The 19829-nt window shown below is 70.5% G+C and carries 19 protein-coding genes; 8 read left to right on the top strand and 11 right to left on the bottom strand.

Annotation, left to right across the window (positions count from 1 at the left end):
• Positions 1-52 precede the first annotated feature (52 nt).
• Entirely contained in the window at positions 53-1258 is a 1206-nt protein-coding gene (locus tag ACLJQZ_RS15720; protein ID WP_410620706.1) for a low temperature requirement protein A, read from the top strand.
• Here the strand turns inward: ACLJQZ_RS15720 and ACLJQZ_RS15715 are convergent.
• Positions 1253-2086 carry a helix-turn-helix transcriptional regulator gene (locus tag ACLJQZ_RS15715; RefSeq protein ID WP_410620705.1) on the bottom strand — a complete coding sequence of 278 codons (834 nt, stop codon included), beginning with the start codon at positions 2084-2086 and terminating at the stop codon, positions 1253-1255. The genes ACLJQZ_RS15720 and ACLJQZ_RS15715 overlap by 6 nt on opposite strands.
• A gap of 100 nt (positions 2087-2186) precedes the next feature.
• Between ACLJQZ_RS15715 and ACLJQZ_RS15710 the strand changes: the two genes are divergently transcribed.
• From ACLJQZ_RS15710 to ACLJQZ_RS15700, 3 genes are all read left to right on the top strand, one after another.
• Positions 2187-3014 (top strand): SDR family NAD(P)-dependent oxidoreductase, encoded by an 828-nt coding sequence (locus ACLJQZ_RS15710; protein WP_410620704.1) that lies wholly within the window; start codon positions 2187-2189, stop codon positions 3012-3014.
• 100 nt (positions 3015-3114) lie between these two features.
• Positions 3115-4410 carry an acyl-CoA dehydrogenase family protein gene (locus tag ACLJQZ_RS15705; protein ID WP_410620813.1) on the top strand — a complete coding sequence of 432 codons (1296 nt, stop codon included), beginning with the start codon at positions 3115-3117 and terminating at the stop codon, positions 4408-4410.
• Positions 4411-4427: 17 nt separating this feature from the next.
• Positions 4428-5633, top strand: coding sequence for an acyl-CoA dehydrogenase family protein (locus ACLJQZ_RS15700; RefSeq protein WP_410620703.1), 1206 nt, complete (start codon positions 4428-4430; stop codon positions 5631-5633).
• 109 nt (positions 5634-5742) lie between these two features.
• Here the strand turns inward: ACLJQZ_RS15700 and ACLJQZ_RS15695 are convergent, their stop codons facing one another.
• The 7 genes from ACLJQZ_RS15695 to ACLJQZ_RS15665 form a co-directional block, all read right to left on the bottom strand.
• On the bottom strand, positions 5743-6807 hold the full coding sequence (locus tag ACLJQZ_RS15695) for an alpha/beta fold hydrolase (protein WP_410620702.1): 1065 nt from the start codon (positions 6805-6807) through the stop codon (positions 5743-5745).
• Between the two features lie 133 nt (positions 6808-6940).
• Positions 6941-7786, bottom strand: a complete 846-nt coding sequence (locus tag ACLJQZ_RS15690; protein WP_410620701.1) for an SDR family oxidoreductase — start codon at positions 7784-7786, stop codon at positions 6941-6943.
• A 59-nt stretch (positions 7787-7845) separates the two neighbouring features.
• Positions 7846-8358 (bottom strand): GNAT family N-acetyltransferase, encoded by a 513-nt coding sequence (locus ACLJQZ_RS15685; RefSeq protein WP_410620700.1) that lies wholly within the window; start codon positions 8356-8358, stop codon positions 7846-7848.
• Between the two features lie 58 nt (positions 8359-8416).
• Positions 8417-9571 carry an acyl-CoA dehydrogenase family protein gene (locus ACLJQZ_RS15680; protein ID WP_247057353.1) on the bottom strand — a complete coding sequence of 385 codons (1155 nt, stop codon included), beginning with the start codon at positions 9569-9571 and terminating at the stop codon, positions 8417-8419.
• A gap of 52 nt (positions 9572-9623) precedes the next feature.
• On the bottom strand, positions 9624-11618 hold the full coding sequence (locus tag ACLJQZ_RS15675) for an acetyl/propionyl/methylcrotonyl-CoA carboxylase subunit alpha (RefSeq protein ID WP_410620699.1): 1995 nt from the start codon (positions 11616-11618) through the stop codon (positions 9624-9626).
• 2 nt (positions 11619-11620) lie between these two features.
• Positions 11621-13234: a carboxyl transferase domain-containing protein gene (locus tag ACLJQZ_RS15670; RefSeq protein ID WP_410620698.1), complete on the bottom strand. Its 1614-nt coding sequence runs from the start codon at positions 13232-13234 to the stop codon at positions 11621-11623.
• Between the two features lie 137 nt (positions 13235-13371).
• Positions 13372-14184, bottom strand: a complete 813-nt coding sequence (locus ACLJQZ_RS15665) for an SGNH/GDSL hydrolase family protein (RefSeq protein ID WP_410620697.1) — start codon at positions 14182-14184, stop codon at positions 13372-13374.
• A gap of 154 nt (positions 14185-14338) precedes the next feature.
• Here ACLJQZ_RS15665 and ACLJQZ_RS15660 point away from each other — a divergent pair, with 154 nt between their 5' ends.
• Both ACLJQZ_RS15660 and ACLJQZ_RS15655 read left to right on the top strand, forming a co-directional pair.
• Positions 14339-14929: a TetR/AcrR family transcriptional regulator gene (locus ACLJQZ_RS15660; RefSeq protein ID WP_410620696.1), complete on the top strand. Its 591-nt coding sequence runs from the start codon at positions 14339-14341 to the stop codon at positions 14927-14929.
• A 46-nt stretch (positions 14930-14975) separates the two neighbouring features.
• A complete protein-coding gene (locus ACLJQZ_RS15655; RefSeq protein ID WP_326944237.1) occupies positions 14976-15482 on the top strand; it encodes a hypothetical protein in 507 nt (168 codons plus the stop codon).
• A 72-nt stretch (positions 15483-15554) separates the two neighbouring features.
• On the opposite strand, the gene ACLJQZ_RS15650 is transcribed toward ACLJQZ_RS15655, so the two are convergent.
• A complete protein-coding gene (locus ACLJQZ_RS15650; protein ID WP_247057366.1) occupies positions 15555-16184 on the bottom strand; it encodes a TetR/AcrR family transcriptional regulator in 630 nt (209 codons plus the stop codon).
• 79 nt (positions 16185-16263) lie between these two features.
• Between ACLJQZ_RS15650 and ACLJQZ_RS15645 the strand changes: the two genes are divergently transcribed.
• Together ACLJQZ_RS15645 and ACLJQZ_RS15640 are read left to right on the top strand one after the other, a co-directional pair.
• Positions 16264-17142, top strand: coding sequence for an AurF N-oxygenase family protein (locus ACLJQZ_RS15645; protein WP_410620695.1), 879 nt, complete (start codon positions 16264-16266; stop codon positions 17140-17142).
• Positions 17143-17153: 11 nt separating this feature from the next.
• Positions 17154-17372, top strand: coding sequence for a hypothetical protein (locus tag ACLJQZ_RS15640; RefSeq protein ID WP_247057370.1), 219 nt, complete (start codon positions 17154-17156; stop codon positions 17370-17372).
• Here ACLJQZ_RS15640 and ACLJQZ_RS15635 read toward each other — a convergent pair.
• Both ACLJQZ_RS15635 and ACLJQZ_RS15630 read right to left on the bottom strand, forming a co-directional pair.
• Positions 17369-18484, bottom strand: coding sequence for a homoserine O-acetyltransferase (locus ACLJQZ_RS15635; RefSeq protein ID WP_410620694.1), 1116 nt, complete (start codon positions 18482-18484; stop codon positions 17369-17371). The genes ACLJQZ_RS15640 and ACLJQZ_RS15635 overlap by 4 nt on opposite strands.
• A complete protein-coding gene (locus ACLJQZ_RS15630; RefSeq protein ID WP_410620693.1) occupies positions 18481-19791 on the bottom strand; it encodes a bifunctional o-acetylhomoserine/o-acetylserine sulfhydrylase in 1311 nt (436 codons plus the stop codon). The genes ACLJQZ_RS15635 and ACLJQZ_RS15630 overlap by 4 nt, the downstream gene beginning before the upstream one ends.
• Positions 19792-19829 lie beyond the last annotated feature (38 nt).

The raw sequence follows: 19829 nt of genomic DNA, 5'->3' as shown, positions 1-19829 counted from the left end.
GGCGTTACCGCGAAACACGGACGTCAGGGGGCCGCACTGGACATAATTCGGCGTGCCAACGAGACGCCTGCACCTGGTGAGCGCGGATGAGGACCACCGCGTCTCGACCATCGAGCTCTTCTTCGACCTGGTCTTCGTCTACGCCATCACCCAGACCACCCAGCTGATGGCCGACCACCTGAGCCCGCTCGGGGTCGGGCAGGGGCTGGCCATGCTCGCCGTGCTGTGGTGGTGCTGGTGCTCCTACGCCTGGCTCGGGACCACCATCCACGTCGACCACGGGATCGCGCGGCTCGCGATGTTCGGGGCGATGGCCGTGATGTTCCTCGTCTCGCTCACCATTCCCGAAGCCTTTGTCGATCATCCCGGCGGGCTGTTCGCGCCGGTGTTGTTCGTGGTCTGCTACGCGCTCGTGCGGCTGCTGCACCTCGTCGCCTACCTCGGGGCCGCGCGGCACGATCCCGGGCTCAAGCGGGTGCTGCTCCGGATGTTCGTCGGCTTGCTGCCGAGCGTGGTGCTGCTCGGTGTGGCGACGGCGCTGAGCGGGCCGTGGCAGCTGGGGCTCTGGGTGGTCGCGCTGCTCGTCGACTACCTCAACGTCTACCTCACCGGGCCCGACGGCTGGCGGCTGAACTCGCCCGCGCACTTCGCCGAGCGGTTCGGGCTGATCGTGATCATCGCGCTCGGGGAGTCGATCGTCGCGATCGGCATCGGGATCGGGGCGCTGCCGATGTCGTGGCCGGTCACCGGGGCGGCCGTGTGCGGGCTCGCGCTGGCCGCGGGGATGTGGTGGACGTACTTCGACGTCGTCGCGCGCGTGTCCGAGCACCGGCTGACGCGGGCGACCGGGCGCGAGCGCGCGAAGCTCGCCACCGACTCCTACACGTTCCTGCACCTGCCGCTGATCGCCGGGATCGTGCTGGTCGCCCTCGGGCTGAAGAAGGCGCTCCTCTACGTCGCCGACACCGAGCACCACGCGCCCGGCGAAGCGCTGCACGGCGTGCCGGCCTGGACGTTGACCGGCGGCCTCGCGCTCTACCTGATCGCGCTGAGCTCCCTGCGCAAGCGCAACCTCGGCAGCTGGAACCACCAGCGCCTCGTCATCGCGGTCCTGCTGGTCGCGGCGACGCCGTTGCTGGAACACGTGCCCGCCGCCGTGCTGGTGCTGATCGTCGCCGCGGTCGTTCTCGCGCTCATCGCCTTCGAACGCCTGCAGTTCGCGGAGTGGCGCAAGCAGGTGCACGCCGAGCACTCATGACGACTCGAGCAGCTCCGGGCCGACGACCGAAAGGAGCAGGAGCTTCTCGGCGTCCTCGGTGCCGGGCGTGGCCGTGAACACCAGCAGCACCTGCGCGAGGTCGTCGGTGAACAGCAGCTGGCAGTCGAGGTCGATCTCGCCCAGGTTCGGGTGGACGATCGTCTTGCGCCGCTCCGACGGCACCCCGACCTCGTGCGCGTCCCACAGTTCGGCGAACTCCGCGCTCTTCGCCCGGACCAGCCGCGCGAGCTCGGTGGCCCGGGCGTCGGTGCCGCTCGCCGTGCGGAGGTTCGCCACCAGGAACCGGGCGTGCCGCGGGCGGTAGGCCGCCGGGTAGATCAGCTGCTCGTCCGGGTTGGTGAACCAGCGGTAGACGGCGCTGCGCGCGGGTCCGGTGTAGCCGGTCTCGTCGCCGAGCAGCGCCTTGGCCGGCTGGTTCTGCACGAGCGTCTCGCCGAGGTTCGACATCACCTGGGCGGGGGTGTCGTGCAGCCGGTCCAGCACGCGCATCAACGGCCGGCTGACGTGGTCGCTGCGCGAAACCCGCGTCGGCGCGGTGTGGCCGGCGAGGCGGAACAGGTGGTCGCGCTCGTCGAGGGACAGGCGCAGGCCGCGCGCGATGGCGACGAGCATCTGCTCCGACGGCCGCGGCCCGCGCTGCTGCTCCAGCCGCGTGTAGTAGTCGGTGGACATGCCCGAGAGCGTCGCGACCTCCTCGCGGCGCAGCCCGGCGGTGCGGCGACGCTGCCCCGGCGGCAGCCCGACGTCCTCCGGGCTCAGTGCCTCACGACGGCGGCGCAGGAAATCGGCGAGTTCGGGTCGGTCCACACCGTCGATTATCGGCGCTTCCGCCGGGCGTGCCAGGGATCGCCGATCCCCCGTTCGACGCGCTCTGCCACGGCGCGCCGGACGCGACGACGCTGAGCGCATGACCACTTCACTCTCCGGCCGCACCTTCGTCGTCACCGGCGCCGGTGGCGGCCTCGGTGCCATCACCGCCCGCGACCTGGCCGCCCGCGGCGCGCACGTCGTGCTCGCCGTGCGCGACCCCGCCCGCGTCACGCCGCCGCCCGGTGACACCGAGGTCCGCCGCCTCGACCTCGCCGACCTGGCTTCCGTGCGCGCGTTCGCCGACGGCTGGTCCGGCGACCTCGACGTGCTCGTCAACAACGCGGGCGTGATGGCCGTGCCGTACGGCAAGTCCGTCGACGGCTTCGAGACGCACATGGCCGTCAACCACTTCGGGCCCTTCGCGCTGACGAACCTGCTGCTGCCGCACCTGACCGGACGGGTCGTGACCGTGGCGTCCGGCCTGTCCCGGACGGGCAAGATCGAGCTGGCCGACCTGAACTGGGAACGCCGCCGCTACTCGCCGATGCGCGCGTACGGCCAGTCGAAGCTGGCGAACCTGCTGTTCACGCTCGAACTGCAGCGCCGGCTCACCGAAGCCGGCAGCAAGGTCCTGGCGGTCGCGGCGCACCCGGGCGTCGCGCGGACCGGGCTCGACCGGCACGCCGGCGGCGTCCAGGCGGTGGTGGTCAAGGCGCTCTACCCGCTGATCACGCAGAAGAAGACGGAGTACGGCGCGCTGCCCACGCTCTTCGCCGCGACCGAGGACGTCCCGGGCAACGCCTACCTCGGCCCGGGCGGGCGATCCGGTGAGACGCCGAAGCCGGCCCGGCGGCGGCCCGCGGACAGCGACGCCGCCGTCGCGCGCGCCCTCTGGGACGTCTCGGCCCGGCTGACTCACTCGTAAGTGACCCCGCACTGGCGCCGAGCCGCATCCCGCGTTAACCTACTCACGAGTAGGTAACGGGATGGAGGGCCACATGGCTGCGCCAAGGAAACGGGACGCGATGGGCTGGGGCCTTTCGGCGCTGACCCGGCTGGCCGGGAGCAAGGTCGTGGATCGGGCCGGGCTGCGCAAGCCCATCGAAGGCCTGGTCACGGCGGGGACGCGCAACGGCTTCCGTGCCGCCGGCGCGGCGACCCGGTCGTTCAAGTCTGTGCAAAAACTGGGCAAGCCCGCCCGGCTCGCGCCGACGTCCGACACCGGGCTGTTCGACCTCACGCCGAGCGAGGACCAGCAGCTCATCGTCGAGACGGTGACGGAGTTCGCCGCCGAGCAGCTGCGCCCGGCCGCCGCGGACGCCGACGCCAAGCTCGAAGCCCCGGAAGGCCTGCTGAGCCGGGCCGCCGAGCTGGGCATCAGCCTGGTCGGCATCCCCGAGGAGCTGGGCGGCGTCGGCACCGAACGCTCGGTCGTCACCAACGCGCTGGTCGCGGAGGCCCTCGCGCACGGCGACCTCGGGCTCGCGGTCGCGGTGCTCGCGCCGTCCGCGGTCAGCACCGCGCTGGTCAGCTGGGGCGACGAGCAGCAGCAGGCGGACTACCTGCCCGCGTTCGTCGGCGAGAACGTGCCCGCCGCGGCGCTCGCGCTGCAGGAACAGCGGGCGCTGTACGACCCGTTCAAGCCCGCGACGAAGGCTCGCCGCACCCCCAAGGGCTACCAGCTCGACGGCGTGAAGTCGCTGGTTCCGCGGGCGGCGCAGGCGGAGCTGTTCATCGTCTCGACCGACCTCGAAGGCCGCGGCCCGGCGCTGTTCCTCGTCGAGTCGTCGAACGCGGGCGTGACCATCGAGGCCGAGCCGGCGATGGGCCTGCGCGGCGCCGCGACCGGCAAGCTGCACCTCTCGAGCGTCGCACTGCCCGCGGGCGCGCTGCTCGGCGGCGGCAAGCTCGACGTCTTCACCGAGCTCGTCCGGCTTTCGCGGCTGGGCTGGGCGGCGCTGGCCACCGGCACCGCGAAGGCCGTCCTCGACTACGTCGTCCCCTACGTCAACGACCGGACGGCGTTCGGCGAGCCGATCAGCCACCGGCAGGCCGTGGCGTTCTCCGTCGCCGACATCGCGATCGAGCTGGAGGGGCTGCGGCTGGTCACCCTGCGCGCCGCGTCCCTGGCCGAGCAGGGCAAGTCCTACGCCCGCGAGGTCGCGCTGGCCCGGAAGCTGGCCGTGGACAAGGCCATGCAGATCGGCAACGCGGGCGTGCAGCTGCTCGGCGGGCACGGCTTCGTCAAGGAGCACCCGGTCGAGCGCTGGTACCGGGACCTGCGGGCCATCGGCGTCATGGAAGGCGCCGTCCTTCTTTAGGAAAGGGCTTTGAACCGATGATCAACCTGGAAGCTCCCAAGAAGGCCGGCGCGCTGATCAACCAGGCGTACCAGGCCGCGGCCGAGGTGTTCCGGCCGATCTCGCGCAAGTACGACCGCGCGGAGCACACCTACCCCGCCGAGCTCGACATGTTCGCGGCGCTGCTGGACGGCCTGAACTCTTCCGGCGAAGGTGGCGCGGGAGCCGCGGGCGTCCGGCGTTCCGGTTCCGACGACGCCAAGAAGGGCAACCGCAACGGCGCCAACCTGAACGTCGTCCTCGGCACGATCGAGATGTGCTGGGGTGACGTCGGCCTGCTGCTGTCGATGCCGCGCCAGGGCCTGGGCAACGCGGCGATCGGCTCGGTCGCGACCGACGAGCAGCTCAAGCGTTTCTCCGGGCTGTGGGCGGCGATGGCGATCACCGAGCCGTCGTGCGGTTCGGACTCGGCCGCGATCACGGCGACCGCGCGTCTCGACGGTGACGACTACGTGCTCAACGGCGAGAAGATCTTCGTGACGTCGGGCGAGCGCGCGGACGCGGTCGTGGTGTGGGCGACGCTGGACAAGACGAAGGGCCGCGCGGCGATCAAGTCGTTCGTGGTCGAGAAGGGCACGCCGGGCTTCGAGGTGGTGCGCGTCGAGCACAAGCTCGGCATCCGCGCGTCGGACACCGCGGTGCTGCGCTTCGAGAACTGCCGTGTCCCCGCGGAGAACCTCTTGGGCACGCCGGAAATCGACACGGCCAAGGGTTTCGCCGGCGTCATGCAGACGTTCGACAACACCCGCCCGCTGGTGGCGGCGATGGCGATCGGCGTCGCGCGGGCGGCGCTGGAGGAAACGCGGCGGATCCTGACCGACGCGGGCGTGGTCATCGACTACGACCGCCCGGCACACACCCAGCACGCGGCGGCGGCGGAATTCATCCGCCTGGAAGCGGACTACGAGTCGGCGTACCTGCTGACGCTCGAGTCGGCGTGGATGGCGGACAACCGCAAGCCGAACTCGCTGCAGGCGTCGATGGCGAAGGCCAAGGCCGGCCGCTCGGTGGTGGACATCGCGCTGAAGTGCGTCGAGCTGACCGGGGCTTACGGCGAGGAGTCGCTGCTGGAGAAGTGGGCCCGGGACGCGAAGATTCTCGACATCTTCGAGGGGACCCAGCAGATCCAGCAGCTGATCGTGGCCCGCCGAGTGCTGGGGAAGACTTCCGCTCAGCTCAAGTAAGCGAAAGCCGTGAAGGCCTCCTTACCGGCTCTTATGGCCGGGAAGGGGGCCTTCACGGCTTTCGGAGCGAGATGCGCCGGGTAACCGCGATGGCGCACGTCCGGCGAGGTCACTCCGACGCGGCGATCCGGTCGTCGAGGAACTCGTCCAGGTAGCGCCACGTCGTGCCGCGCGCCTTGCGGCCGGTCAGGACGCCCAGGTGCCCGCCCGGCGCGGTCTTGAAGCGGACCTCGGGCGCGTTGTCCAGCAGCTCCACCACGCGCTCCACCGACGCCTGGGGCGCGATCGTGTCGTTCTGGCCCGCCACCACCAGCGTCGGGACCTTCACCGTCGACAGGGAGATCACCCGGCCGTTCAGGTCCACCTTGCCCTCCGCCAGGTCGTTCGTGCGGAACAGGCGGTGGTACAGCTGGCCGAACGTGCGGCCCGGGTAGGCGTACATGTTGTCCATGAAGTGGTCCACCGCCTCGATCTGGGCCAGGTAGTCCCGGTCGTCGAGGTTCTTGAGGATCGCGATCGGCTTCGTGATCTCCTTGCTGATGCCCGTCGCCTTGAACACGCGGCTGACCAAATAGGACGGTGCGCCGCCGAACGCGCGGTAGATCGGCGTCAGCAGGTGGCCGCCCGTCAGGTCGACCAGCGGGCGGAACGGGGCGACGATCGGGATCGCCGTGAAGTCCACCGGGGAACCGATCGCCGTGATCGACGCGATCGGCAGGTCCGGCTGGTCGGCGTTCACCAGCAGCGAGAAGATCCCACCGAGCGACCACGACACCAGGTGCACGGCCTGGCCGCCGTTGTCGGCGCTGACCTTGCGGATCGCGCGCGGCAGCACCTCGTCGATCCAGTGCTCGATGCCCAGCCGGCGGTCGGAGAACGCGACCATGCCGTAGTCGACGAGGTAGGCGTTGCGGCCGGCCTCGACGAGGTGCTCGATGAGGCTGCAGCCGCGGCGCAGGTCGAAGCAGATCGCCGGCGCGGCCAGCGGCGGCACCAGCAGGATCGGCGGCCCCGACACCGGACGGCTGCTGTGCGTCATCCGGTACACCGAGCGGTTCGGGCCCTGGTCGATCAGCACCCGCGGCATCGGGCGGAGATCGGCGACCCCGCCGTGCAGCACCTTGCCGACCACGTTCGACGCCGCGGCGGCCAGCCGTGCGGGCGGTGAAGCCATTTCTCTTGCCTCCTGGAGGTCCCCCGGGGATTCCAGGCAATCTTGCCAGTGCGGACGCGCGCGGCTCAACATCACCACACCTGCAAGCACCCGGCAAGCACGTCCAATTCGGACAGTCGCTAGGCCGTCCGAGCTACTCCGGGCCCGCCCCGGGAGCGCTCTCCGCGGCCCGCGCCTCGTACGCCGCACGAGCCGGGGAATGGGCCGCTGAAGCCAAAAGCTGGTCCGCTTTCAACGTCCGCGCGAGCCTTTCGGCGGCCCGTCGCGGCAACAGTCCCGTGAGTTTGCCCATAGGACCCAGTGACCGGGGCACGAAGACGTCGAACTTCGGCTTCCGCAGTGTGCCGACGATGGCGTCGGCGACGTCTTCCGGGCTCGCGGACTTGAACAGCTTCGCCTCGCCGAGGCCGCTCGCGAGCTCGGTCCGCACGATCGCGGGCATCACGCAGGAGACGTGCACGCCGGAGCCGTGCAGCTCCAGGTGCACGGCCTCGGACAGCCCGACGACGGCGTGCTTGGTCGCGCAGTACGTCGCCGCGCCCGGAAAGCCCGCTTTGCCGGCGAACGACGCGACGTTGACGATGTGCCCGCTGCGGCGCGGGCGCATCCGCTTCATCGCTTCGCGGGTGCCGTGGATGACGGCGTGCAGGTTGATCTCGAGCTGCCGCCGGGTCGTCGCGTCGCTCTCCTCCTCGAGGCCGGCGAGCGGCATGATCCCGGCGTTGTTGATCAGCACGTCGATGCGGCCGTGCCGGCGTTCGACCTCGTCGAGGAACTCGGTGAAACCGCGGATGTCGGTGACGTCCAGCGGCAGCGCGTCGGCGCCCAGCTCACCGGCCGTCTTCTCGGCCCGGACCTGGTCGAGGTCACCGATCACCACCCGCGCGCCCAGCCGGGCCAGCGCCGACGCGGTCGCCGCGCCGATCCCCTGCCCGCCGCCGGTGATGACGACGACCTTGCCCGCGAGATGCTCGGCCATGGCGGCTCCTTCGTCTGTTGGCAACGCGTCAACAGTGTCGCTCGCCGGCCGCGATCGCGCTACCCCACGCGCTGCTCCAGCACCTGACCGGTCCAGCCGTCGACGTCGAACCGCACGGTCGGCTTGAAGCCCTGGCTCTCGTAGTAGCGCTGCAGGTCGCCGTCGCCGCCGGCCCAGCAGTCGACGCGCACGAGGTCGATGCCGCGGCGCTTGGCCTCGTCGAGCGCGTACTCGACGAGCCGCCCGCCGACGCGCTGCCCGGCGAACCGCCGGGAGGTGATCAGCAGCCGCACGTATAGCTCACGCTCGTCGACGGCCGGCACGTGCGGGTCGTGCTCCTCGGAGACGATCAGCGCGCCCGCTGGCTCGCCGCCGACCATCGCGATGCGCAGCCCGGGGTCGGCGACCATGCCTTCGACCCGCTCGACGCGCTTCGGGACGACGCTCCACGGCTCGGTCCCCCACTGCTTCGAGCTGCCCCGGGCGACCAGCCACTCGACGGCTTCGTCGAAGAAGCGCAGCAGGATGTCGACGTCCCCGGGGTCACCCGATCGGATGACGGTGTTGTCCATGCCCCCTGTTTACCGGACCGAGGGCACGCGCGTGCGGCCTTCGGCGAAGGCGAACAGCTCAGCCGACGCCGAGGTGGCGCGAGATCAGCATCTTCTGGACCTCGCTCGTCCCCTCGCCGATCTCCAGGATCTTGGCGTCGCGGTAGAAGCGGCTCACCGGGTACTCGTTCATGAACCCGTAGCCGCCGAAGATCTGCGTCGCGTCGCGCGCGTTGTCCATCGCGGCGTTCGAGGCCACCAGCTTGGCGATCGACGCTTCCTTCTTGAACGGCTCGCCGCGCAGCATCTTCGACGCCGCCTGGTAGTACGCCAGGCGGGCTGTGTGCGTGCGGACCTCCATGTCGGCGATCTTGAACTGGATCGCCTGGTACTCGCCGATGCGCTTGCCGAACGCGACGCGGTCCTTCACGTACCCCAGGCACTCGTCGACGCAGCCTTGCGCCAGGCCCACCGACAGCGCGGCGATCGCGACGCGGCCTTCGTCCAAAATGGACAAGAACTGGGCGTACCCGCGGCCGCGCGTGCCGACCAGGTTCGCCAGCGGGACGTGGACGTCCGAAAAGGACAGTTCGTGGGTGTCCGAGCAGTTCCAGCCGACCTTCGAGTACTTCGGCGCGACCTCGAAGCCCGGCGTCCCCGACGGGATGAGGATCGCCGAGATCTCCTTGCGGCCGTTCTCCATCACGTCCGTCACGGCGGTGACCGTGACCAGGCGGGTGATGTCCGTACCCGAGTTCGTGATGAACGCCTTGCTGCCGTTGACGACCCAGTCGTCGCCGTCCTGACGCGCTCGCGTGCGGGTCGCGCCCGCGTCCGAACCGCCGCCCGGCTCCGTCAGGCCGAAGCCGCCCAAGGCCGTGCCCTCGCACAGCGACGGCAGCCACTTTTCCTTCTGCTCCTGCGTGCCGAAGCGGTAGATCGGCATCGCGCCGAGGGAAACGCCCGCCTCCAGCGTGATCGCGACCGACGAGTCGACGCGGGCGAGTTCTTCCAAGGCCAGGCACAGCGCGAAGTAGTCGCCGCCCATGCCGCCGAACTCCTCCGCGAACGGCAGGCCGAACAGGCCCATCTCGCCCATCTTCGCGACGATCTCGTACGGGAACTCTTCCTTCTCGTACAGCGCGCCGATCACCGGCGCCACCTCGGCGTGCGCGAAGTCCTCGACCGTCTTGCGTAGGGACTCGTACTCCTCGTCCAGGCGGAAGTCGATCACTGCTGCTCCTCTTGAGGCTTCACTGTGCTGATCGTTACTAATCCGACCACAGTCACGGCTGAATGCTACTTTTGGCCGGATTGGTAACTATGGCAAGGGTTTCGTCGAGCGCGACCTGCTGGCCGGCCCGGACGGGAAGTTCGCTGACCACGCCGTCGATCGGCGCGGTGACCGTGTGCTCCATCTTCATCGCCTCGACGACCAGCAGCGGCGTCCCGGCACGCACGACGTCACCCGCGGCCACCTTGACGACGAGCACGGTGCCCGGCATCGGGCTGACGACCGGCCCGGCCCCGGCGGCCTCGCCGCGTGACGAGAGCACGAACTCCTGCTCCCCGAAGGGAAAGCTCTGACCGTCGCGAGCCAGCCACACTGTCCGATCAGGACCGGACGCGTGCCGGTACCGGTGGAACACGCCGCCCTGGCGAACCTCCAGCAGGGACTCGTCACGGCGAGCCGAGACGCGCACCGGCGCCGCGTCGTCGAGGAAGACGGTCGCCGCAGCAGGCGTGCCCTCCACTCGCACCACGGCCGACGTCTGGCCGGACCTCAGCCGGAACGTCACGCCGCCGGCCGCGCCCATCCGCCAGCCGTCCGGCACGTCCCACGGGTCCACAACGGAACCCGACGGCTGCAGCTCCAGCAGGCGGTCCAACGCGGCCGCGACGAAGAACTCCGCGGACACCTCCGACGAGACCAATGCGGACAGACGACGGTCGACCAGTTCGGTGTCGAGACGTCCGGACCGCACGTCCTCGTCCGCCAGCAATCCCCGCAGGAACGCGGTGTTCGTGCCGACGCCCAGCACCGCCGTGTCGGCCAGCGCCCGGTCGAGCCGGTGCAACGCGGCCGCGCGGTCCGGGCCCCAGGCGATGACCTTGGCCAGCATCGGGTCGTAGTTCGAGCCGATCACCGCGCCGGGCGCCAGCCACGAGTCGACGCGCACGCCGTCACCGGACGGCTCGTGCACGGCCAGCACCGTGCCGCCGGTCGGGATGAACCCGCGCGCCGGGTCCTCGGCGTACACCCGCGCTTCGACGGCGTGGCCACGCAGGGAAACGTCCGACTGCGCGACGGAAAGCCGTTCGCCGGCGGCGACGCGGACCTGCCACTCGACGAGGTCGAGGCCGGTGACCAGCTCGGTGACCGGGTGCTCGACCTGCAGCCGGGTGTTCATCTCCATGAAGAAGAACTCGTCCGGGTTGTGCGCCGACATGATGAACTCGACCGTGCCCGCGCCGACGTACCCGACCGAGCGCGCCGCCTCGGCGGCCGCCGTGCCCATCTTGTCGCGGGTCGCCTCGTCGAGCAGCACCGACGGCGCTTCCTCGATGATCTTCTGGTGCCGCCGCTGCAGGCTGCACTCGCGCTCGCCGAGGTGGATCACGTGCCCGAACGTGTCGGCCATGACCTGGATCTCGATGTGCCGCGGGGTCGTGACGAACCGCTCGATCAGCAGGGTGTCATCCCCGAAGGAACTCTTGGCCTCGCGCCGCGCCGACTCGATGGCCTCGTCCAGCTCATCGGGAGCGTGGACCAGCCGCATGCCCTTGCCACCACCGCCGGCGGACGGCTTGATCAGCAGCGGGTACCCGACCTCGGCCGCGGCAGAAGCGAACCCGCCGGCCGGGATGTCCACATCGGACGCTCCGGGCACGACCGGGACGCCGGCCTTCGACACCGTCGCCTTGGCGCGGATCTTGTCGCCCATGGCGTCGATCGCGGCGACCGGCGGGCCGATGAACACCAGCCCGGCGTCCTCGCAGGCCCGCGCGAACGCGGCGTTCTCGGCCAGGAAGCCGTACCCCGGGTGCACCGCCTGCGCGCCCGAAGAAACGGCAGCGTCCACAATGGCCGGAATGGACAGGTAGCTGCGAGCGGCTTCGGCGGGCCCGATCCGGACGGCGGTGTCCGCCTCGTGGACGTGCCGCGCCTCGGCGTCGGCGTCGCTGTAGACGGCGACGGCGCGGATGCCGAGGTCACGCAGCGTGCGGATGACCCGCACCGCGATCTCGCCACGGTTCGCGACCAATACTGAGTCGAACATGATCACATCCGGAAGACGCCGTAGTTGACATCGGACAAGGGAGCGTTCGCCGCGGTCGAGAGCGCGAGACCGAGGACCGTGCGGGTGTCGGCCGGGTCGATCACGCCGTCGTCCCACAGCCGCGCGGTGGAGTAGTACGGGCTGCCCTGCGCCTCGTACTGTTCGCGGATCGGGTCCTTGAACGTCTCTTCGTCCTTTGTGGACCATTCGCCGCCGCGCCCCTCGATGGAGTCGCGGCGGACCGTCGAGAGCACCGACGCCGCCTGCTCGCCGCCCATCACCGAGATCCGCGCGTTCGGCCACATCCACAGGAACCGCGGCGAGTACGCCCGGCCGCACATCGAGTAGTTGCCGGCCCCGAACGAGCCACCGATCACGACGGTCAGCTTCGGCACCCGCGCGCAGGCCACCGCGGTGACCATCTTCGCGCCGTGCTTGGCGATGCCGCCGGCCTCGTACGCCTTGCCGACCATGAAGCCGGTGATGTTCTGCAGGAACAGCAGCGGGATCGAGCGCTTGTCGCACAGCTCGATGAAGTGCGCGCCCTTCATCGCGGACTCGGCGAACAGGACGCCGTTGTTCGCGACGATGCCGACCGGGTGGCCGTGGATCCGAGCGAACCCGGTGACCAGCGTCGAGCCGTACTCCTTCTTGAACTCGCCGAACCGGCTGCCGTCGACGATCCGCGCGATCACCTCGCGCACGTCGTACGGCGTGCGCGAGTCGGCCGGCACCACGCCGTACAGCTCGTTGGGGTCGACGGCCGGTGCTTCGGTTGGCAGGACGTCCCACGGGCGCGGCGTGCGCGGCCCGAGCGTCGAGACGATCGAGCGGACGATCCGCAGCGCGTGCGCGTCGTCGTCGGCCAGGTGGTCGGTGACGCCGGACTGGCGCGAGTGGACGTCGCCGCCGCCCAGCTCCTCGGCCGTGACGACCTCGCCGGTCGCGGCCTTCACCAGCGGCGGGCCGCCGAGGAAGATCGTGCCCTGGTTCCGGACGATCACGGCCTCGTCGCTCATCGCCGGGACGTACGCGCCGCCCGCGGTGCACGAACCGAGCACCGCGGCGATCTGCGGGATGCCGCGCGCGGACATCGTCGCCTGGTTGTAGAAGATCCGGCCGAAGTGTTCACGATCCGGGAATACCTCGTCCTGCCGCGGCAGGAACGCGCCGCCGGAGTCCACCAGGTAGACGCACGGCAGGTTGTTGTGCAGCGCGACCTCCTGGGCGCGCAGGTGCTTCTTCACCGTCATCGGGTAGTACGTGCCGCCCTTGACGGTGGCGTCGTTGGCGACGATCACGCACTCGCGTCCGGAGACGCGCCCGATCCCGGTGATGATGCCGGCCGACGGCGCTTCGTCGTCGTACAGTCCGTTCGCGGCCAGCGGCGACAGCTCGAGGAACGGCGAACCCGGGTCCAGCAGCGTGTCGACGCGGTCGCGCGGGAGCAGCTTGCCGCGTTCGACGTGCCGGGTGCGCGACTTCTCCGGGCCGCCGAGGCGGGCGCTCGAGAGGCGTTTGCGGAGGTCTTCGACCAGCTCCGCGTGGGATGTGGCGTTGCGGGCGTAAGCCTCGCTGTCCGGGGCAGCAGACGTCCCCAGAGCCGGCGTGTCCATGGGCTCCCTCGAAGTTAGCGGTCGTTAACCTCCGTCCCGATGTTAGCGACCGCTAACCTGACTGTCCAGTCACCCGGACGCCGTGAAGGCCACCCCGGACGCACCGGGATGGCCTTCACGACCGGAGGGGACCGGGTTCAGCCGATGGCACCCCGAAGCGGGGCGTAGTAGCCGCCGGACTGGCCGGCCGCCGTCGGGTGGTACGACTCGATGACCGGCCAGGTGAGGCTGTGCAGGTAGTCGCCGGCCGAGGAGCAGATGTTGTGGCCGGTGAACGCCGGCCGGACGTCGACGAACGTCGCGCCCGCCGCCGCCGCCCGCGACGCCGTCACCGACGCCAGCGTGTCGGCGCCCGAGTTGATCGCGGTGCGCTTGGTGTCGCTCAGCCCGACCCAGCAGGAGCCGGGCACGGTGTAGAAGCGCGGGTAGGACAGGACGACGAGCCGCGCGCTCGGCGCCTTCGCCTTGATCGCGTTGTAGGTGTTCGTCAGCAGCGCCGGGAGGGTGTTGTTGACGTAGGTCTTCGCGGTGTTGACGCGGTTGGTGCAGTCCGCGTCGCTGCCGAGGGTGCAGGTCTGGATCACGTCGGTGAAGCCGGCGTCGTTGCCGCCCACGGTGACGGTGACCAGGGTCGCGTTGGCGGGGATCGAGTTGGCCTGGCCGATGACGTCCGGCGTCTTGGCGCCGGAACAGGCCAGGAACGTGAGCGCCGTGCCGGCGTGGGCGTTGGTCCACAGCTGGGCGTAGGCGTTCGAGCTGCGGTAACAGCTCCCGGAGCTGCCGTAGCTGCCGGCCCCGACCCCGGAGGAGTAGGAGTCGCCGAGCGCGGCGTAGACGGCCCCGGCGGCATGAGCGGTGCCCACGACGCCGAGGGTGGACAGGGCGACGGCACCCAGTGCTGTGGTCAGCCGCAGGAGAAAACGTCGCGCGGTACGGATCGGAACCCCCATGGGCCACTCCTTTGTGACAGAACCGACAGTAAAAGCACACCAGGTGAGGCCTTCACAAGGAAGAGCGGTTACTCGCAAGTAATCCTCTTGGCCCAAGACTTAAGTCGTGATCCGCTGTTAGCGCTCGCTAACCGGCCCGCTCTAATATGGCCGGATGCCGGCGAACCCGACCCCCCTCGTGAACGGCGAGAAGGCGAACAGACGCGAACAGATCATGTCCGCGGCCGCCGAGTTGTTCGCCCACCACGGCTTCCACGGCGTCGGCATCGACGACATCGGCGCCGCGGTCGGCATCTCCGGCCCGGCGCTCTACCGCCACTTCCGCAGCAAGGACGCCATCCTCGGCGAGATGCTGAACTCGATCAGCCGCTACCTGCTCGACGGCGGCACCGCGCGGGCGAGCCGGCCCGGCGAACCGGACGACACGCTGAGCGGACTGGTCCGGTTCCACGTCGATTTCGCGCTCGAGCACCCGGCGCTGATCACCGTCCAGGAGCGCAACCTCGCGAACCTCACCGACACCGACCGCAAGCAGGTGCGCGCGCTGCAGCGGCAATACGTCGAAGTGTGGGTCCGCGCGATCCGCGACGCGCTGCCGGAGCTGGGCGAACGGCAGGCGCGATCGGCGGCGCACGCCGTGTTCGGACTGATCAACTCGACGCCGTACAACCGCCATCTCGGTGATGCCGAACTCGCGGAACTGCTCTGCCGCCTCGCGCTGGGCGCGTTGCGCGCGGCCGGATGACCGACCCGGATCAAGGTATCCCCACGAGCGCCGTCGCTGGTGTTTGATGGGGCACGTGGACCCGGACTGGAGCGAGCCGGAACGGCAGCTCGTAGAGAAGGCGCAGCGCGCGTTGACCGCGCTGAGCCTCGGCAACGACGCCGTGGCGCTCGGCGAGCTCGCCCCGACGGCCGCCGAACCGCAGGCCCGCGCGGACGAGACCAAGGACCTGATGCTGCTGTTGTTCGGCGAGTGCAGCGCGATGGTCTCCACCCTGGGCGACGGCGGCAGTGCGCCGGTCAAGGTCCAGGTCTTCGACGAGGACGGCGAAGAGGTCTCGATCGACCAGGCCGACCCGCCGGTGCGGACGGCCGTGCGGACGCTGCTCGCCGAGGTGCACGGCAACACCGAGGCGGCGCAGGAGCAGGTCGAGATCGCCCTGGCCAACGCGGCGCCCGACGAGGTCGACAGCCTGGTGCTGCAGGCCCTGCGCTGGACGATCCGGCTGTCGGTGGAGTGCCTGGACCGCGACCTGCCGGTGGCGCCCTGGATCTCGGAAGCCGTCTCGGACTGAGGCGTCACTTTCATAGGGAAAGATGCGCCTCGACCCGGCGGCGACGCATCTTTCCCTACGAAAGTGACGCGTCTACGCCGGGCGCAAGGAGCGCACGATCGGGGTCAGGTACAGCTCCGCGACGCGACGGCGTTCGACGTCGTCGTCCACCGGCAGCACCGTCTCGGGTGTCAGCACCAGGGAGACCACGATCCGGATGAGCAGCTCGGCCATGCCGTCGATGTCGTCGTCCGGCAGGCTCAGGCGGCCCGCGGCGACCTCCGCGCGGAAGTGCGTCGCGATCCGGGCTCGCGCGGCCGCGAACAGGCCGCCGGCCTGCACCGTCAGGTGCGGCAGGATCAGCTCCGGTTCGGTGCGCAGCAGGCGGTTGAGCAGCCGGTGCCCCCGCAGGTACACCAGGGAGAAGCTCAACCCCTCGATGAGCTTCTCCTCCGGCGTCGGCTGCGCTTCGAGGACGGCGTCGACCTTCGTCAGGAACCGCTTCATCTCCCGCAGGATCAGCGCGTTGAGCAGCTGGTCCTTCTTCGGGAAGTACCGGTAGATCGTCACGCGCGAGAGCCCGACGCGGCGCGCGACGTCGTCCACGGTGAACCGGCGCAGCCCGAAGTCCTCGGCCTGGGTCAGGGCCGCGCCCATGATCCGTTCGGACGTCTCGTCACCGGGCAGCTCGGCGTCAAGCGCGTGCTGCAGGAGGTTGCGCATGGGGCAACCCTAGGCTGCTTTACAACTTGACGGAACTTGTTTCATGCGTTCTCCTGTTTCAGGACACGGGGAGGCACGCATGGGTGATCGTGAAGCGACGGCCGAGAGGCTGCTCAAGTCGAGCGCCCGGCTCTCCTACGACCCGGACGTCGACGTCCACTGGGCCGCGCCGCTGAACGAGGACCAGTTCTTCATCCCCGAACGGCTGGTTTCGCTGTACGGCACGCGGTTGTGGGACACGCTGACGCGCGCGCAGCGGATCGAGCTGTCGCGCCAAGAGCTGGTCAACACCGTCAGCGTCGGCATCTGGTTCGAGATCATCCTGATGCAGATGTTGCTGCGCGCGTCCTACCGGCAGGACCCGACGACGCGGCACGTGCACTACGCGCTGACCGAGGTCGCCGACGAATGCCGGCACTCCACGATGTTCGCGACGCTGATCGAGCGCGTCGGCGGCCGGCCCTACCGCAACAACCGCTGGCTGCAACGGTCCGCGCAGACGTTGCCGTTGATCCTGCACGGGCCCGCGATGTGGGTGGCCACGCTGATCGGCGAAGAGATCTTCGACGCCCTGCAGCGCGAGCACCTCGACGACGAGTCGGTGCAGCCGGTGGTGCGTGCGGTGATGCGGATCCACGTCACCGAAGAGGCGCGGCACGTCCGCTACGCGCGCGACGACCTGGTCCGTTCGCTGGCCGATGCGCCGAGGTGGCGCAAGGAGTTCACGCGCATTGTCGTTGCCGCGGGCGCGTTGCTGATGTCGCGGCTGCTGTCCCGGCCGCGGCAGTACCAGCGCGCCGGGCTCGACCCCGCGGTGGCCGTCGCGGCCGCGCGGTCGAGCGCGCACCGGCGGGAGACGCTCTCCTTCGGTGCCCGGAAGCTGGTGCGGTTCCTGCGGGAGAACGACCTGATCGGCGGGCCGAGCGCGGTGCTCTGGCGCCGCGCCGGGATGCTCTAGGAGGGAAAGCCATGGCACTCAAGGATCTTCTCGTCGCCGGCACCGGCCGTCTCGCGGACCGGATCAGCACGGCCGGCGACGAGGCGGGCGAGCGCGCCGACGACGTCGCCTGGCGGGTGGCGAAGCTGTCCGACAAGGCGGCCGAGCGCCTCGGCGACGTCGCGGCCGGCGCGTCCCGCCGGGTCGCGAACCGCTTGGTGCGGCTGGGCGAACGGGTCGCGGGCCGCTAGCCCAGCAACGCCTTCACCAGCGCGGCGATCTGCTCGGTCTCGATGAGGAACGAGTCGTGGCCGTACGGCGACGTCACCACCGCAGGCTCCGTCGTGCCCTTGATCCCGGCCGCGATCTCCGCCGACTGGTACAGCGGGTAGAGCCGGTCGCTGTCCACCCCGCCGATCACCGCGCGAGCCGTCGCGCGCCCGAGCGCCGCCGCGACGCCGCCGCGGTCGCGGCCGACGTCGTGGGTGTTCATCGACTCCGTCAGGACCAGGTAGCTGTTCGCGTCGAACCGGCCGGCCAGCTTCTCCGCGTGGTGGTCCAAATAGGACTCGACGGCGAACCGCCCACCCCGCAACGGATCCTCGCCGCGCTGGTAGTTCCGGCCGAACCGATCGGCCAGCTCCGGCTCGCTGCGGTAGGTCACGTGCGCGATCCGCCGCGCGACGCCGAGGCCGCGGTACGGCCCGGCCGGCGCCGAGTAGTAGTCACCGCCGTGCCAGTCCGGGTCGGCGCGGATCGCGTGCAGCTGCGGGGCCGCCCAGGCGATCTGCTCGGCCGACGCGCGCGCCGTCGACGCCAGGACCAGCACCGTCGCCACCCGCGAGGGCAGCGAAACCGCCCACTCGAGCGCGCGCATCCCGCCCATGGACCCGCCGACGACGGCCGCCCAGCGCGTGATCCCGAGCGCGTCGGCCAGCACGGCCTCGGTCGCGACCTGGTCCCGGACCGTCACGACCGGGAAGCGGCTGCCCCACGGCGTCCCGTCGGGATCGGGTGAGGACGGCCCGGTCGAGCCCTGGCAGCCGCCGAGCACGTTGGGGACCACAACGAAGAACTCCTTGGTGTCCAAGGCTTTCCCGGGCCCGATCAGGCCGTCCCACCAGCCCGCGCTGGGGTGGCCGCGCTCCGCTGGGCCGGCGGCGTGGCTGTCGCCGGTCAGCGCGTGCTCGACGAGGATCGCGTTGGACGCGTCGGAGTTCGGCGTCCCCCACGTCTCGTAGGCCAGGGTGTACCCGGGCAGCACACCACCGGCCTCGAGCGTGAGCTCGGGGCCGGTGACGAACTGCCTGCGGCCTGGCGGATCACCGATCCGCCAGGCCCCGGTGACGGGCTCAGCCGTCACAGATCCGCCTTGGCCGCCCGGAATCCGGCCTCCAGGTCGGCCTTGAGGTCCTCGATGCCCTCCAGCCCGACGGCGAGCCGGACCAGGCCCGGCGTCACGCCGCTGGCCAGCTGCTCCTCCGGGGAGAGCTGGCTGTGCGTGGTCGACGCCGGGTGCACGATCAGGCTGCGGACGTCACCGATGTTCACCAGCTGGCTGTGCAATTCGGTGCCGTCGACGAACTTCCGGCCCGCCGCGACACCGCCGCGCAGGTCGAACGACAGGACCGCGCCCGCGCCGCGCGGCAGGTACTTCTGCGCCGCGGAGTAGAACGGGCTGGACGGCAGGCCCGCGTAGTAGACCTTCTCGACCTCGTCGCGCTGCTCGAGCCACTCGGCGAGCGCCTGCGCGTTCGACACGTGCCGCTCGATGCGCAGCGACAGCGTCTCGATGCCCTGCAGGATCAGGAAGCTGTTCAGCGGCGAGATCGCCGCGCCGGTGTCGCGCAGGATCTGGACGCGCGCCTTGGCCGCGTACGCGCCCGGGCCGAGCGCCTCCCAGTACTTGAGACCGTGGTAGCTCGGATCCGGCTCGTTGAAGCCCGGGAACTTCGCCGCGTCCTTGCCGAAGTCGAACGTGCCGCCGTCGACCAGCACGCCGGCGACCGTGGTGCCGTGGCCGCCGAGGTACTTCGTCGCCGAGTGGACGACGATGTCGGCGCCGTGCTCGATCGGGCGCAGCAGGAACGGCGTCGGCACGGTGTTGTCGACGACCAGCGGGACACCGGCCTCGTGCGCGGTGTCGGCGACCCCGCGGACGTCGAGGACGTTGCTGCCCGGGTTGGCCAGCGTCTCGGCGAAGAACAGCTTCGTGTTCGGGCGGACGGCGGCGCGCCACTGCTCGAGGTCGTCCTGGTCCTCGACGAACGAGACCTCGATGCCCAGCTTCGGCAGCGTGTAGTGGAAGAGGTTGTACGTGCCGCCGTAGAGCGACGGGCTGGAGACGAAGTGGTCGCCCGCGTTGGCCAGGTTGAGGATCGCCGCGGTGGTGGCGGCCGAACCGGACGCGAACGCGAGCGCCGCGACGCCGCCTTCGAGCGCGGCGACCCGCTGCTCCAGGACGTCCTGGGTCGGGTTCATGATCCGCGTGTAGATGTTGCCCGGCTCGGCCAGGCTGAACAGGTCGGCGCCGTGCTGGCTGTCGCGGAAGACGTACGACGTCGTCTGGTAGATCGGCGTCGCCCGCGCGCCCGTCGCTGGATCCGGCGCGGCGCCCGCGTGGATCTGCGTGGTCTCGAAGGACCACGCCGAGGTGTCGTCCGCGCTCATCGGTTCTCCTTGCGGCTCAAGGGGGTGCTGGAGGGCTG

The sequence above is a fragment of the Amycolatopsis sp. cmx-8-4 genome, assembly GCF_046548675.1.
GTDB lineage: Bacteria > Actinomycetota > Actinomycetes > Mycobacteriales > Pseudonocardiaceae > Amycolatopsis.
This window is presented reverse-complemented; position numbering and strand designations above follow the sequence as displayed.

Coding starts and splice junctions, on each gene's coding strand:
- ACLJQZ_RS15710 (WP_410620704.1), top strand. CDS start 2,187: ATGACCACTTCACTCTCCGGCCGCACCTTCGTCGTCACCGGCGCCGGT.
- ACLJQZ_RS15705 (WP_410620813.1), top strand. CDS start 3,115: ATGGGCTGGGGCCTTTCGGCGCTGACCCGGCTGGCCGGGAGCAAGGTC.
- ACLJQZ_RS15700 (WP_410620703.1), top strand. CDS start 4,428: ATGATCAACCTGGAAGCTCCCAAGAAGGCCGGCGCGCTGATCAACCAG.
- ACLJQZ_RS15695 (WP_410620702.1), bottom strand. CDS start 6,807: ATGGCTTCACCGCCCGCACGGCTGGCCGCCGCGGCGTCGAACGTGGTC.
- ACLJQZ_RS15690 (WP_410620701.1), bottom strand. CDS start 7,786: ATGGCCGAGCATCTCGCGGGCAAGGTCGTCGTCATCACCGGCGGCGGG.
- ACLJQZ_RS15685 (WP_410620700.1), bottom strand. CDS start 8,358: ATGGACAACACCGTCATCCGATCGGGTGACCCCGGGGACGTCGACATC.
- ACLJQZ_RS15675 (WP_410620699.1), bottom strand. CDS start 11,618: ATGTTCGACTCAGTATTGGTCGCGAACCGTGGCGAGATCGCGGTGCGG.
- ACLJQZ_RS15670 (WP_410620698.1), bottom strand. CDS start 13,234: ATGGACACGCCGGCTCTGGGGACGTCTGCTGCCCCGGACAGCGAGGCT.
- ACLJQZ_RS15665 (WP_410620697.1), bottom strand. CDS start 14,184: ATGGGGGTTCCGATCCGTACCGCGCGACGTTTTCTCCTGCGGCTGACC.
- ACLJQZ_RS15660 (WP_410620696.1), top strand. CDS start 14,339: ATGCCGGCGAACCCGACCCCCCTCGTGAACGGCGAGAAGGCGAACAGA.
- ACLJQZ_RS15655 (WP_326944237.1), top strand. CDS start 14,976: ATGGGGCACGTGGACCCGGACTGGAGCGAGCCGGAACGGCAGCTCGTA.
- ACLJQZ_RS15650 (WP_247057366.1), bottom strand. CDS start 16,184: ATGCGCAACCTCCTGCAGCACGCGCTTGACGCCGAGCTGCCCGGTGAC.
- ACLJQZ_RS15645 (WP_410620695.1), top strand. CDS start 16,264: ATGGGTGATCGTGAAGCGACGGCCGAGAGGCTGCTCAAGTCGAGCGCC.
- ACLJQZ_RS15640 (WP_247057370.1), top strand. CDS start 17,154: ATGGCACTCAAGGATCTTCTCGTCGCCGGCACCGGCCGTCTCGCGGAC.
- ACLJQZ_RS15630 (WP_410620693.1), bottom strand. CDS start 19,791: ATGAGCGCGGACGACACCTCGGCGTGGTCCTTCGAGACCACGCAGATC.